Genomic DNA, 14,108 nt, shown 5'->3' on the forward strand with positions numbered 1-14,108 from the left:
CCTTTTTATTTACTACAGCAGACGGCTGCTGTATCTGACAAGAAACCCTGTGGTTATTTTGCCGCTTTTTTTGATTTCAAATCAAAGAAAACAGCGCCGAGGATGATAATGCCCTTCACGATCATCTGATAATAGGAGGAAACGTCCATCAGGTTCAGGCCGTTGTTCAGAGTCCCTATAATCAGGACGCCCACCAGCGTACCCAGTATGGTCCCGCTTCCGCCCGTCATGCTGGTTCCGCCGATGACGACGGCCGCGATCGCGTCCAGCTCGTAGCCCTGACCCACAGCGGGCTGGCCGGAATTGGTTCTTGCGGCGAGAATGACGCCGGCGATCCCCGTGAGTACGCCGGATAAAATGTAGACGCGCATCAGGATGGATTTTACATTGACGCCCGAGGCGGACGCCGCATCTTCATTTCCGCCGGTCGCATAAACATATCTGCCGAATTTTGTCTGGGAAAGCAGAATATGGGCGAGAATGACAATGACGATAAAGATAATGATCGGGGTGTTTCCCTTGCCGATCAGATTAAAATCGGGGGATTTCAGGGTGTAGGGCTTTCCGTTGGAATATACATACGCAAACCCTCTGGCCATCGTCATCGTGGCCAGGGTCACGATAAACGCCGGGACTTTTCCTTTCGCGACGAAAAATCCGTTCATCACGCCGAACAGGCAGCAGACGGCAACGGAAGCAATCACCGCAAGCACGGTGTTGGCCGGATTGGCCACCAGAATGCTGCCGCCGATGACGCCGGCGACGGCGACCAGAGAACCGACGGAAAGATCGATTCCGCCCACCATAATGATGAAGGTCATACCGACCGCGATAATGCCGTTGGTGGAAACCTGTCTGAGAATATTGGAGAAGTTGTCCGCAGTTCTGAAAGTCGAAGAGGAAAGACTGAAAACAACCCACAATGTCACTAATACGATAAAGATGCCGTATTTTTTTACCAAACCCATCGTGTCAATTTTTCGGGACTCCATGTTATTACCTCCAAATTTATATTTTCAAAGCGCTTTGCAGCAATTCTTTTTGCGTTACATTGCCGCTTGTAATGTCGTTGCGAAGGAATTCCCCGGAGATTTTCCCGTGAGAGACCACCAGCACCCTGTCACTCATTCCTATAATTTCAGGAAGCTCCGACGAGATCATGACAATCGCCATTCCTTCCTTTGCAAGCCGCGACATCAGCTTGTAAATTTCAAATTTGGACCCCACGTCGATCCCTCGTGTCGGCTCGTCCAAAATCAGGATTTCGGGTTTGGAAAGCAGCCATTTTGCAAGGACGACCTTCTGCTGGTTGCCGCCGCTGAGCGTTTCGGTGTTTACGTTGATGCTGAAGCATTTGATCCCCAGCACTTTTTTCAGCTCTTCGACTTCCTGCACCTCTTTACCCGAGCGGATGAACAGTCCCTTGAACAGGTTCCACAGGTTCGGGAGCGAAATGTTTTCCTTAATGGAACGGCAGAGTACAAGACCGTACAGCTTTCTGTCCTCGCTGACCATGGCCAGCTTGTTTTTGATCGCATCGATCGGGGATTTGATTCTGATCTCTTTTCCGCCGATCAGGACGGAACCGCCGTCCAGCTTGTCGATGCCGAAAATCGCACGGGCTATTTCACTGCGGCCCGCACCCATCAGGCCCGATATCCCAAGGATTTCTCCTTTGTGAACCTGAAAGGACACATTGTCGAATACGCCTTTCCGGCTCAGGTTCCTGACTTCCAGCGCGACGTCCGCAATGGGTGCGTCTTCCTTCGGATAGATGTTGTCCAGCGTTCTGCCGACCATCAGCTCCACAAGTCTTTCCTGTGAAACCGTGCTGGCGTCCACCGTTTCAATATACTGGCCGTCCCGCAGCACGGTGATGGAATCGGCAATGTCGAGGATTTCCTCCAGACGGTGTGATATATAAATAATGGAGACGTTTTTGCTGCTGAGATCCCGGATGATCTGGAAAAGCTTTTCCGCTTCCTTGCTGGAAAGCGAGGAGGTCGGCTCGTCCATGATGACGATGTCGGCGTTCGCGCGGACCGCTTTGATGATTTCGATCATCTGTGTCTGCGCCACGCTCAGGCTTTCCACCAGGGTATTGGGGTCCAGAGACATGTCGTACTCTTTCAGAATCTGGCGGGCCTTTTCGTTCATTTGCTTTTTCTTTACAAAGGAAGACTTGCCGAAGCATTCTTCATGACCCAGAAACAGGTTCTCCGCAATGGTCATATTGGAAAGGGAGGACAGCTCCTGATGAATCATGGCGATCCCCAGCTTTTTGGCCTCCGCTACGCTGTGCGGGGTGCTCGGCTGACCGTTGTGCAGGATTTCGCCCTCGTTTGGGGTCAGCTCCCCGTTAATCATTTTCATCAGAGTGGATTTCCCCGCTCCGTTTTCTCCAACAATGGCGTGAACTTCCCCGGGCTTCACCTGGAAACTCACATCTTTTATGGCATAGACGCCCGTGAATCTTTTATGCAGGTGTTTGATCTCCAGCCTGTATTCTTCCATTTTGGGCTCCCCCTTTACATGTGATAGATGGTGGGAATCTCTTTGGCGCTCAAAAATCTCGATTCCCCAAAACACACACATTCAAACGTTTGATTACATTTGGATTATAACATCTACCTATTCGATTTGCAATAGAAAGCTTTCGAAAATATGTTGAATCATGCAAATAGGACAAATAATAAGATGATTTTATGTAAAAAATCAATAATCAAAAAACGAGGAAAATTACGGAAACTAGAATAAAATGGTCAATATATACTATTTTAAATGCTTTAATATAGATATAAAAACCAAATACACCGCAAATTTGATTATCGGGTTGCAAATCGGAAATACAGGTGCTATAATTTGACCATAGACACATAAACGGATGTTTGAATATAGACGTTTGAGCGAAAGGAGTATTACATAGTGATTAATACGCTGACGTTGAATCCAGCAATTGACCGACTTATTTTTCTGACAGATTTAAAAAAGAACTGTACAAACCGAATTCAAAAAACACAATCCGTAATCGGCGGCAAAGGGACCCACGTATCCATCAACCTTGGCATCCTCGGCGCGGAGAACAGGGCGTTTGGAATCTGCTTTGGGAACACGGGAAAAGAAATCATGGAAGTTCTCAGGAAAAGCAGGGTGGAGGAATCCTTCCTTTGGGAGGGAGGAAATGAAAGCCGCACGAACTACCTGTTAATAGAAGATACCAACGACTGTACCATCGTAGCGGACAAGGGGGTCACTCTTTCTTCGGGGCACCTGAGCAGCCTGATTGAGCAGATGCGGCAGCAAATCCGGCAGGGGGAGTATCTGGTGCTTTCCGGGGACGCGTCGAACTGCAGCAACCCGATGATCTACAACGATATTCTGGACGCGCTTTCCGGCAAACAGCTGAAGGTGTTTCTGGACACGAGCGGCGACAGCCTTGAGAAATGCGTGAAAACGTCCCCTTTTCTGATCAAGCCGAATCTGGACGAGCTTTCGTCCCTGTGCAGGCGGGAATTGAAAAGCGACGAAGAGATTGTGGAGGCGCTGTTCAGCCTGGACAAATACAATATTTCCGTGATTGCCGTTTCGCTGGGGGGCAGGGGCTCCCTTGTGAAATACGGAACGCAGATTTATAAGGTTACGCCGCCGCGGGTAAATGTGAAAAACACCATCGGCTGCGGGGACTGCTATTTATCCGGCCTGGTCTACGGCTTTCAGCAAAACAAGCCCATTGAGGAAACGATCCGGATCGCGACCGCGGTTTCAGCGGCGACCGCCGAATCGGAGCTCTCGGTCGGGTTCGACCCGGAACGGGCAAAAGCCCTTCTGGAAAAAGTGCAGATTATCAAATTAAAATAAAGGAAGGTCTACTATGAGCAATTTATCCTATATTGAAGAAAGAAGAGAAATGGTAAAGGTCGCGCATTATATGTGGGACAGAAGGCTGACAAACTCCGCCGGCGGCAATTTTGCCGTCAAGGTTGCGGACAACCGGATCCTGATTACCCCGTCCCTGATGTCGGAACGGCGCTTCTGCGAGCTGAACGAGGATGATTTTCTTCTGATCGATTACGATATGAATATTCTGGAGGGGAGCGGAAAGCTTTCCAGAGAAGGCCACATGCATATGCTGATTCTGAAAAACTTCGATTATATCGGCTGTACCATCCACGCACATCCGCAGTACTGCATGGTGTACGCGTCCCAGACCAAGAGTATTCCCAACATTACGGAAGCAACCATGAAGCGCGGACCGGTGGAGTGCATTCCCTATACCAAGGCGTATACCCCGGAGCTTTCCGAGGAGGTCTATAAATACTGGGAGGACCGGCGCGAGTTGGCCAGCCGGCAGCCGATCGGCTGCATCCTACCCCTGCACGGCGTCGTCGTGTCCGGCCCGGATATCCATATGGCCTACAGCATGCTGGAAAGAATCGAGACCGACGCGATGTGCAACATCTTTAAGAATCTGATTTAGGACCGGTCCGCAAAATCAACAGTCTTGTCTGTTTCGGCTGAAAAGTGTCAATCCTGATTGACAGACGAGGTTTGATTCGGCAACTTTACAAAATACATGGAGAGTATATCTGAAATATGATATAATAATTGTATTTTAGAATACTTGTTTGGAGTGAGTTCAATGTACACGATAGAGCGGAAAGCCGAAATCATCAGTTTGCTGGAAAAGAACAACAAGGTAGATGTAAATGCTTTAGCGGAAATGTTCGGGGCTTCAAAAGAGACGATCAGACGGGATCTGAGGGAACTGGAAGCCGACGGTTTTGTAAAAAGGACGCACGGCGGCGCCGTGTTTACGGAAAGCAGCAAGGGGGTTCAGGAATATCCTCTGCTGGTGCGCGGCGTACAGCGGTACGAAGAGAAGAATATTATCTGCAAGCGGGCGGCACAGTATATCTGTGACGGGGACACCATTTTTATTGACAACAGTTCCACAACCTCCAATCTATTGAAGTACATTGACAAATCCCTCCGGATTACTATTGTAACCAATTCCATTCAGCTTTTGATTGAGTCTGCTTCGCTGAAAAACAATAATTTGCTCATGATCTGTCTGGGCGGGATTTTCCGCAGCACCAATTTTTCAATGTACGGAAGTATTTCGCAGGCGAACGCAAAGTCCTTCTACCCGGACAAGGCGTTTGTTTCCTGTAAAGGGATCAATCCGAATACGATGCTTACCGACAGCAGCGTCTATGAAGTGGACACAAAGCGGGAAATGCTGAACCTTTCCAAAGAGGTTTACATTCTCGCCGACTATACGAAATTTTCCGAGGTCGGCACGGTCGGCCTGTCCGATTTTGCTTCGGTCGATACCATTATCACCGACGAGAGAGCGGACATCAATCAGCTGAAATATCTGGAAAGATACAACGTGAAGCTGGATATCGCAAAAAAATAGCCTGATGAGGTCGAGATCATATGACTATCAATACCATTGCCTTTGACCTGGGCGGAAGCAGCGGTAAAGTTTTTCTGGGCAGCTACTCCGGCAGCCGCCTTTCCGTCCAAAAAGTGCACAGCTTTAAAAATAACAGCACCGCGATTAACGACTCCCTGTTCTGGGACATTATTTCCATATACTCCAATCTGCTGGAGGGGATTCAGAAAGCGTCCGTCCAATCCGGCGGCCGCATTTCTTCCGCCGGTCTGGATTCGTTTTCCAACGACTTCGGGTTCATCGACGCCTTTGGCAGCCTGCTTTCCCCGGTTCACTGCTACAGGGACGGAAGGAGTACCCGCTATCAAGCGCAGATTGACGGGATCATGCCGCCGCCGCTGCGGCACCGGCTGTCCGGCAACCAGGTGGCTCCCAGCAACACGCTGATGCATCTTGCCGCCATGGCGCAGTCGGGACAGGCCTTTCTGCTTCAAAACGCACACAAAATGCTTTTGGTGCCCGACCTGCTGATCCAGTTCATCACCGGACAGGCGGTGTCGGAATATACGATCTCCTCCGTAAGCGAAATGTACGATTTTCGGAAGAAGGGCTGGAACCGGGAAATCCTTTCCGCCTATCAGATACCGGAAACGCTGCTGGCCCCGATCGTTCATCCCGGGACCTTTGTGGGCGGCTTGAAGAAAGGGCTCTGTGACAGCCTTCATATCCCGTCGTTCCCGGTCGTGTCCGTGTGCGAGCATGATACGGCCTCCGCCTATCTGTCCGCGCCGTGCGCCGGGGACTGCGCGATCATCAGCAGCGGGACATGGTCGCTGGTCGGGACCGAGGTAACGTCACCCATTATCAATGAATACACCTATCTGTACAATATCGCGAACGAGGGCGGCTATCACGGTGCCCACCACCGCATGGTCAAGAGCATCATGGGACTGTGGATTTTACAGGAGATTCAGTCCTGTCTGGCATCGCAGAATCACAGCCTTTCTTTTGACGAGCTTGGGGAGCTGGCCAGGGATGCCAAACCGTTTGCGTTTTTGATCGACCCCGACGACATCGCCTTTTTCCGGCCCGGCAACATGCCGCAGAAAATTCAGGAGAAATGCAGGGAGAAATACGGCGCCACGCCGGAAAGCACGGGGGAGATCGTCCGCTGCGTGCTGGAAAGCCTCGCGCTGAAATACCGGTGGGCCGTCGAACGTCTGGAGCATGTGGCGGGGAAAAAGCTGCCCGTTATCCATATTGTCGGCGGCGGGTCGCAGGACCGGTTCCTGTGCCAGCTGACCGCCGACGCTTCCAATAAGCCGGTGGTGGCCGGACCCGCGGACGCGACCGCGTTCGGGAACATGATGGTTCAGCTGATCGCGCATGGAGAGCTGTCCGGAATTGAAGAGGGCCGCGAGCTGGTCCGCCTTTCGTCGGATATCCGGGAGTACACCCCGTGCCGTCCCGAAGTCTGGGACGAGGTATATGAGGATTTCAAAGCGCGGTATCAGCTTCCCTGAAACGATACGCAATGCAGCAATTACAGCAATTTCATTTCAGTTTGCGAGACAAAACACGTTCCTCCCCCGCCTTCGGCGGGGGAGGAACGTAATCTTGTTGCAGAATCAACTGGAATGCTGTAGATAGTAGATAGTATAACAAAACGGCGCCACACAGACTGTGTGACGCCGTTTTGCGGCTGTATAAGAGATAAATTACTGCAGCTTCGCGAGCTCCACTGCAAGGTTCGTGCCGACCACGGCGTTGTTGTAAACCAGCTGGATGTTGGAATCCAGACTGTCGCCGCCGGTGATTTCCTTGATCTTGGCGAGCAGGTAAGGAGTGGTTTCCTTGCCCTTGACGCCTTCGCGCGCGGCGTCCGCCAAAGCCTCGTCGATGGCCCTGTCGATGACCGCTTTGTCCATCTGGTACTGCTCGGGAATCGGGTTCGCGATTACCAGACCGCCGTTGATGCCCATTTCCCATTTGACCTTGACCGCCTGTGCCAGCTCTTTTTCGGAGTCGACGCGGTAGTCTACCTGAAACCCGCTCTTTCTGGTGTAGAAGGCGGGCAGTTCGTCCGTGCCGAAACCGACGACGGGCACGCCGCGGGTTTCCAGATATTCCAGCGTCAGCTTCAGGTCGAGAATGGACTTTGCGCCCGCGCAGACGACCGCGACGTTGGTCCTTGCAAGCTCCTCAAGGTCGGCGGAAATGTCGAAGGTTTCCTGTGCGCCGCGGTGTACCCCACCGATGCCGCCGGTGACGAAGACCTTGATGCCCGCCAGCGCCGCCAGAATCATGGTGGTCGCCACCGTGGCGGCGCCGTCCGCCTTTTTGGCGATGATGAAGGGGATATCCCTTCTGCTGGTCTTGATAACGTTTTTCGCCGTGCCCAGATGCTCCAGCTCGTCGTCGGTCAGGCCGATTTTGATCTTTCCGCCGATGATCGCGATGGTAGCGGGCTCCGCGCCGTGCTCCCGGACGATTTTTTCCACATTGCGCGCCGTTTCCACATTCTGCGGGTAGGGCATGCCGTGGGAAATGATGGTGGATTCCAGAGCAACGACAGGCTTTCCGGCATCCAGAGCCTTCTGTACGCCGGGATTGATTTCAAGATAGTCTTTTAACATGGTACGTTTCCTCCATAAGCTTTTGAATATTTTTGACGGACATATCCGGGTTGATCGTGTTTTCGTGGCGGAGCGCAAGCTTGGAAGCCGCCGCCGAGAAGCGGATGGCTTCCTCCGGGCTCATTTTGTTCAGGCTGCCGTAAACCAGCCCGGCCATAAACGCGTCCCCCGCGCCGGTGGCGTTCACCACCTTCGCCTTTTCCGTTTCCAGAATAAATTCGTTTTTTTCGTCGCGGTAATAGGTTCCCCTGCCGCCGAGCGAAATCACCGCGCGTTTGACGCCCTGCTTCAGAAAGAATTCTCCCGACCGGCGCAGGCTGTCCTCGTCCGTAATTTTGATTCCGGTGAGCTTTTCAGACTCCAGCCGGTTCGGTTTGATCGTGTGCAGGCGGCCCAGAATGTTTTTCACCTTGACCGCCTTTGCGGTGGAAACCGTGTCCAGGTAAAAGTCCATTTCCGGGAACTCCTGCGTCAGGAAAACAAGGGTCTTTTCCGGCAGGTTCGTGTCAATGACGCAAAGCTGCGCGCGTTTGATCAGCTGCCTGCGGTTTTCAATAAATTCCGGGGTGATCTTTTCCAGCACGTGCATCTGGGCGATCGCGACCTTCATGTCGCCCTCTTCGTCGAGAATGGAAAGGTAAATGGAAGTGGGGTATTCGTCCGACACCAGCGAATGCTTCATATCCATTCCGCATTTCCCGGCGGCTTCCAGGAGCCCTCGGCCGTAGTCATCGTTGCCGACCGCGGTGATCAGCCGGGTGGCGACGCCCAGCCTGCTGATATTTTCGGCAATATTCCTGCCGACGCCCCCGTGCGAAATCTTTACGTTGCCGGGGTTGGAGTCGTTCATGACCAGCTGTTCGCCGGGAAAGCCCTGAATGTCGATATTTGCCCCGCCGACCACACAGACATACGGCTCGTCGTCCAGAAGATAGCATTTCCCTTTAATCACGCCCTTTTTCATCAGGTTGGTGATGTGCACCGCGACGGAAGAACGTGTAATGGAAAGCTGTTCCGACAGCTCGTTCTGCGTAATCATCGGATTTTTCCGGATCAGTTCAATGATTTCCTGTTCCCTGTTTGTCAAAAGGCCCCCTCCTTTTTACAGCCACCCTGTTACAGGCGATAGCATTTCCAGTTGATTTTGCAATAAGGCTGTGTTTCTCCCCCTCCGAAGACGGGGGAGAAACGTGTCTTGTCCCGCAAACTGAAATGGAATTGCTGTAAGGATACTGTAAATTTTATAATCAATTGTTTATATAATAAGCACATGATTATAATATCATGTTTCTCTTTTGTTTGCAACAAAAAAATTTCCCATCGCAGCTTTTCACTGCGATGGGAAATTATGATTCGGGAGCGTCAAAAAACTTGCCCCGCAATTTCGCGGAAGGATTTGGCTCCCTCTGCGAGGGAGTCAGGGAATTATGCTTTTCCTGCGCTGCCGCAAACCCGGATTTTCGCTTTTACCAGTTCCTTTACGGCAATGCGGGCGGGACCCATGTATTTTTTCGGGTCAAAGTCGTTCGGGTGCTCCGCCATGTGCGCTTTAATAGCGTCAGTAAACGCGATGCGCAGCTCGGTGGCGAAGTTGATTTTGGACATGCCCTTTTCCACGCCTTCGCGCAGCGCCTCGTCGGAAAGGCCGGAAGCGCCGTGCATGACCAGCGGGATGGAGACCACTTTTCGGATCATGGTGGTGCGGTTAAAGTCGAGCACCGGCTTTTTGGCGTAGATGCCGTGAGCGGTTCCGATGGCGACGGCCAGAGAGGAAATCCCGGTGCGGTTCACGAAGTCCGCAGCCTGGTCGGGGTCGGTGTACTGGTCCTCGTCACTCTCGGTGTCGTCTTCCTTTCCGCCGATTTTTCCCAGCTCGGATTCGACCGGAATGCCGAAATTATCCGCGTAATCGCGTACTTTCTGTGTGACGCGGACATTTTCCTCGTAGGGAAGGGCGGAGCCGTCGATCATGATGGAGGTGTAGCCGCTGTCAATGCATGCCTTCGCCAGCTCGAAGCTCGCGCCGTGGTCAAGATGAATGGCCACCGGCACGCTGACGGACTCGGCGGCCGCCTTCGCCAGCTGTGCGAAATAGGCGGGCGGAAAATATTTTAAGGTCGAGGATGTCGTCTGAATGATGACGGGAGCTTTCAGTTCTTCCGCGGCGTTGACAATGGCCCAGACCATTTCGGCGTTTTCCGCGTTGAAAGCGCCCACCGCGTATCCGCCGTCTCTGGCGTCGTTGAGCATTTTTTTGGTAGTTACCAGCATAATTCGCTTGCCTCCTGTTATTTCAGTGTGATATAAGCGTTCAGACCGGTCGGTGCGTCGGGGTTTCCTCCGGCGGCAAGGGCCTTGGTCAGGGCGATCATCTGCATGGTGTAGATGAACGGAATGCCGTATGCTTCAAAGCGGCTGATGCCGCTGATGGAGATATGAAGGTCGGAGCCGTAAACATTGTCCTGTTCAGAACCGAAGGTGACCACGGTGCCGTTGTGCTTTTTCACGTCGTCGATCATGTCGCGCTGATAGGCGCCTTCGTTGGGCTGTACGGCAAAAATGGTGAGCGTCTTGGGGCCGTTGAGCACCTTGGGACCGTGACGATAGTCGAGCATATTGAAGTATTTGCCGCTGATGAGCGAGATTTCGGTAAAGGCGAGCGCGCCTTCCTCCGCAAGGCCGCACAGCACGCCGTCGGCAAGGACGATCACGTCGGTGAAATCCTTCTTTCCTATGGTTTCCAGCTCGGCGCGGTATTTTTCCATGTGGTCCCTGTTTTGGTCGATCGCGGTCTTAACGGCGGCTTTCAGTTCCTCGTCACCGTAGCAGATCGCGTCGATCAGCAGGCTGGCGGCGTACAGGTTGGTGACGGAACGGGTCTGGCAGACGCTGTTGTCGTAAGCCCACGGAAGCACGACGGTCAAGTCGGAAAGCTCCTCAAGGGCGCTCTTTTCCTTCATGGTGATCGATACGATTTTGACATTGGCTGCCTTTTTCATGTGCTCGACCGCACGGACGATCTCCGTGGTCGTGCCGGAACGGGACAGAACCAGTACGATGCTGTTTTCAACGGTGTGAAGGTAGGTGTCGGGATTGACCAGGTAATCGCCGCCCGCAAGCGCGACGGCGGAGGTGTCCGGACGGGTCACAAACAGGCGCTCGTTGCTCTTGGACAGCATATAGCTGGAGCCGCAGCCGAGAAATACGAATTTGCGCCGTGTGTTTTCACGGAAGAAATTCCGGATTTCGTCTTCCTGCTTGAGTACCTGCGCATAGGTTTTATCAAGAGCGTCCTTGGTCGCCATGATTTCCTGTTCTGTTAAATACATCTTTTTTACCTCACTGTCTGTTTTTTTATTTTTTGGGCAACCGACGGGAAATCCGCCGGGTTGAACTTGAAGAAGCACAGGAGCACCGCTCCCATGACCGGGGAAAGCTGCGGTTTGACCAATCGGCCGCCGAGCGCGTGAATCTGCTCGCCGAAGGGCTTTAAGATCAGGTCTCCGGCTTTGAACAGCCCGCCGGAATAGGAAATGGGGAACCCGGGCTCAAAATGCAGCTGGTTCAGCACGCCTTTGACAATCAGGCCCAACTCCGCGGCGGCGGCGCGGTAGGCTTCGATTGCCTGCGGGTCGCCCCTGACGGCCGCTTTCTCCAGAAGAATCTGCAGGCCGGCCACCCTTTCCCGGTACGGAAAATACTCTTTTACCATCAGGTCGATCAGCTCGAAATCGTCGGAAAGGCGGAATTCTTCGCGGATAATGTCGTACAGCGGCCCTCTGGGCAGCCGGTGGTCAGCTTCCTTGGAGAAAAGCTCCAGCGTCTTTCTTCCGGTCCAGTAGCAGGAGCCCTCGTCGGAGAAAAACTCCGCCCATCCGCCGGAACGCGCGGTTTTTCCGCTGCCGTCCTCGCCGAACGCGATGGAGCCCGTTCCCGCCACGACGTTGATTCCCTCTTCACACGCGAGCGAACCGGCCCAGCCGACCTCCACATCGTTTGTCACATAGATCTGCACGCCGGGGAAGCACGCGTAAATTCTTTCCTTCAGCTGCGGGTCCATCACGGCGTTTTCCCCTACGCACGGCAGCCCCATGCTGATGGCCGCCACGTCGCTGAGCGAAACGTTTGCCTTCTGAAGGCATTGGTCCACGCCTGTCTTTATCCTTTCCACAACGAGGTCAATTCCATACATCAGGTAGGAGGAGCCGGCGGTAAGATGCTCCGCAACCGGTTCTCCGTCCCCGCTGCAGAGGGAAAATGCGGTTTTGGTTCCGCCGCCGTCGACGCCGATATAATATTTCATGAATGCACCCTCTTTACAAAAACTTGTTATAACATTATAATAAGATTATCGAAGGGGATTGTCAAGATACAAAATAGAGAAATAAAGGAATGTGAGAACATGTTGGATGAAAGCAGTGCGATTCCTCTTTACCGCCAGCTTCAGAATATTTTTCAGAACAATATTGAAAGCGGCGTGTGGCCGGCGGAGGAAAAGCTTCCCACCGAGTCCGAGCTTTGCCGGCAGTACGGGGTCAGCCGCATGACGGTCAGGCTGGCGCTGGAGGGGCTGAAAACGCAGGGCCTGATTTACCGCAAGCAGGGAAAGGGCTCCTATATCCTTCAGCCGAAGGTGGAGCAAGAGCTGTCGTCCTTTTACAGCTTCGGCAATAATATGCCCAATCACGGTCATACCATTACCAATCAGCTGATTTCTTTTGAAAGGCTTGCCTATGCCGTCGCGGCGGAAGCGCTCCGCCTTCCGGAAAAGGAAGAGCTTTTCTGCATACAGCGGCTCCGCTGTGCGGACAATATGCCGTTTGCATTGGAGAAATCGTACATCCCCTGCAAAATCTGTCCGGATCTTACCGGCGGCATTGTCATTGAAAAGGGCTTGTACAATTCGCTGCATCTTTTAGCGGGGATTACGCCGAATACAGCAAAGGAATCCTTTGAAGCGGTGCTGGTGAACAAAAGCCAGGCGGAAGCGCTGAAAACGGCCGCAAACCAGCCCGCGCTTCATCTGGAACGCGTTACCAGCGCCGGCGGCGTCCTTGTGGAGTACTGCGACAGCATCGTCCGCGGCGACCGGCTGAAATACAATATCGTTCTGCGATAAAGCAATAGGAGAGAATAGCATGATTACTACCGTTACACTGAACACAGCGATCGATCAGTTATACAAAATGGATTCCTGCCGTACCGGAAGCGTCAACCGGGTAAAAAGCTGTATCAAAACGGCCGGGGGCAAGGGCGTCAATGTGGCGAGAGTCGCTTCCCTCGCGGGGGAAAAGGTGGTGGCCGCGGGCATTGTCGGCGGCTTTCACGGCGCATATTTCAAGTCCCTGCTTGCGCAGGACGGAATAGAGGGCTGTTTTACCGATTCCGGGGCCGAAACCCGCTGCTGCATCAATGTCAGGGACGAATCTAAGGGCGAGCATACGGAATTTCTGGAGCCCGGCGCGCAGCTTACGGAAAGCGCGCTGGAAGATTTTTACCGGACCTATTTGCAATGCGTGGAAACAAGCGATGTAATCACGATTTCCGGCAGTGTTCCGGCCGGGACCCCCGCCGATTACTACGGCAAACTGATTGCGGCCGCGAAAAGCGCGGGGAAACGCGTGATTCTGGACACCAGCGGGGCCGCGCTCCGGGAGAGCATTGCGGCAAAACCGACGATGATCAAGCCCAATGCGGACGAAATCCGTCAGCTGACGGGGACCGCCGCCGCCTCGCGCGGAGAGCTGATTGAAGCGGCGCGAAAGCTCCATGACGGAGGAATCGGGCTGGTTGTGATCTCCCTGGGCGGAGACGGAGCGCTGGTCGTGTCGGACGAGGGTGTTTTTCAGGGGATTTGCCCCAAAATCGAGGTGGTCAACACCGTGGGCTGCGGCGACAGCATGGTCGCGGGCTTTGCCGTCGGAATGGTGCGGAATGATCCTCTCGAAGAGACCATCCGCTTTGCGCTGTCCGTCGCCTCGGCCAATGCGCTGCATGAAAAAACCGGCTGCTTCCGTGAGGACGACCTGAAGCGGCTTCTGTCCGGCACGGTAGTAAACCGGCTTTAATCTGAA

13 protein-coding genes are annotated in these 14,108 nt (G+C 53.2%); 6 read left to right on the top strand and 7 right to left on the bottom strand.

Annotated elements, in window-relative coordinates; genetic code table 11:
* Window positions 1-53: 53 nt before the first annotated feature.
* Window positions 54-992: a sugar ABC transporter permease gene (locus LY85_RS13315; RefSeq protein WP_081928129.1), complete on the bottom strand. Its 939-nt coding sequence runs from the start codon at window positions 990-992 to the stop codon at window positions 54-56.
* 16 nt (window positions 993-1,008) lie between these two features.
* A complete protein-coding gene (locus LY85_RS13320) occupies window positions 1,009-2,514 on the bottom strand; it encodes a sugar ABC transporter ATP-binding protein (RefSeq protein WP_141827037.1) in 1,506 nt (501 codons plus the stop codon).
* A gap of 411 nt (window positions 2,515-2,925) precedes the next feature.
* Here LY85_RS13320 and LY85_RS13325 point away from each other — a divergent pair, with 411 nt between their 5' ends.
* The 4 genes from LY85_RS13325 to LY85_RS13340 all read left to right on the top strand — a co-directional run bounded on the left by LY85_RS13325 (window position 2,926) and on the right by LY85_RS13340 (window position 6,921).
* Window positions 2,926-3,858 carry a hexose kinase gene (locus LY85_RS13325; protein ID WP_141827038.1) on the top strand — a complete coding sequence of 311 codons (933 nt, stop codon included), beginning with the start codon at window positions 2,926-2,928 and terminating at the stop codon, window positions 3,856-3,858.
* A gap of 13 nt (window positions 3,859-3,871) precedes the next feature.
* The gene (locus tag LY85_RS13330; RefSeq protein ID WP_141827039.1) at window positions 3,872-4,477 is read left to right on the top strand and encodes a class II aldolase/adducin family protein; all 606 of its coding nucleotides are present in this window, start codon (window positions 3,872-3,874) and stop codon (window positions 4,475-4,477) included.
* A gap of 162 nt (window positions 4,478-4,639) precedes the next feature.
* On the top strand, window positions 4,640-5,419 hold the full coding sequence (locus LY85_RS13335) for a DeoR/GlpR family DNA-binding transcription regulator (RefSeq protein ID WP_141827040.1): 780 nt from the start codon (window positions 4,640-4,642) through the stop codon (window positions 5,417-5,419).
* A gap of 20 nt (window positions 5,420-5,439) precedes the next feature.
* Window positions 5,440-6,921, top strand: a complete 1,482-nt coding sequence (locus LY85_RS13340) for a rhamnulokinase family protein (RefSeq protein ID WP_243122561.1) — start codon at window positions 5,440-5,442, stop codon at window positions 6,919-6,921.
* Window positions 6,922-7,116: 195 nt separating this feature from the next.
* Here LY85_RS13340 and LY85_RS13345 read toward each other — a convergent pair whose 3' ends face one another.
* From LY85_RS13345 to LY85_RS13365, 5 genes are all read right to left on the bottom strand, one after another.
* Window positions 7,117-8,034 (bottom strand): pseudouridine-5'-phosphate glycosidase, encoded by a 918-nt coding sequence (locus LY85_RS13345; protein WP_141827041.1) that lies wholly within the window; start codon window positions 8,032-8,034, stop codon window positions 7,117-7,119.
* A complete protein-coding gene (locus LY85_RS13350; RefSeq protein WP_141827042.1) occupies window positions 8,015-9,121 on the bottom strand; it encodes a PfkB family carbohydrate kinase in 1,107 nt (368 codons plus the stop codon). Before LY85_RS13350 ends, LY85_RS13345 begins: the two co-directional genes overlap by 20 nt.
* A gap of 338 nt (window positions 9,122-9,459) precedes the next feature.
* Window positions 9,460-10,308, bottom strand: coding sequence for a class II fructose-bisphosphate aldolase (locus LY85_RS13355; protein ID WP_141827043.1), 849 nt, complete (start codon window positions 10,306-10,308; stop codon window positions 9,460-9,462).
* 14 nt (window positions 10,309-10,322) lie between these two features.
* Complete coding sequence (locus LY85_RS13360) at window positions 10,323-11,363, bottom strand: SIS domain-containing protein (RefSeq protein ID WP_141827044.1); 1,041 nt, start codon at window positions 11,361-11,363, stop codon at window positions 10,323-10,325.
* Window positions 11,364-11,368: 5 nt separating this feature from the next.
* The gene (locus LY85_RS13365) at window positions 11,369-12,337 is read right to left on the bottom strand and encodes a BadF/BadG/BcrA/BcrD ATPase family protein (RefSeq protein WP_141827045.1); all 969 of its coding nucleotides are present in this window, start codon (window positions 12,335-12,337) and stop codon (window positions 11,369-11,371) included.
* Window positions 12,338-12,436: 99 nt separating this feature from the next.
* Between LY85_RS13365 and LY85_RS13370 the strand changes: the two genes are divergently transcribed.
* Window positions 12,437-13,153: a GntR family transcriptional regulator gene (locus LY85_RS13370; protein WP_185741218.1), complete on the top strand. Its 717-nt coding sequence runs from the start codon at window positions 12,437-12,439 to the stop codon at window positions 13,151-13,153.
* A gap of 19 nt (window positions 13,154-13,172) precedes the next feature.
* On the top strand, window positions 13,173-14,102 hold the full coding sequence (gene pfkB, locus LY85_RS13375; protein ID WP_141827047.1) for a 1-phosphofructokinase: 930 nt from the start codon (window positions 13,173-13,175) through the stop codon (window positions 14,100-14,102).
* Window positions 14,103-14,108 lie beyond the last annotated feature (6 nt).

Source organism: Clostridium sp. KNHs216 (assembly GCF_006714885.1).
Taxonomy (GTDB): Bacteria; Bacillota; Clostridia; order Oscillospirales; family Acutalibacteraceae; genus Caproiciproducens.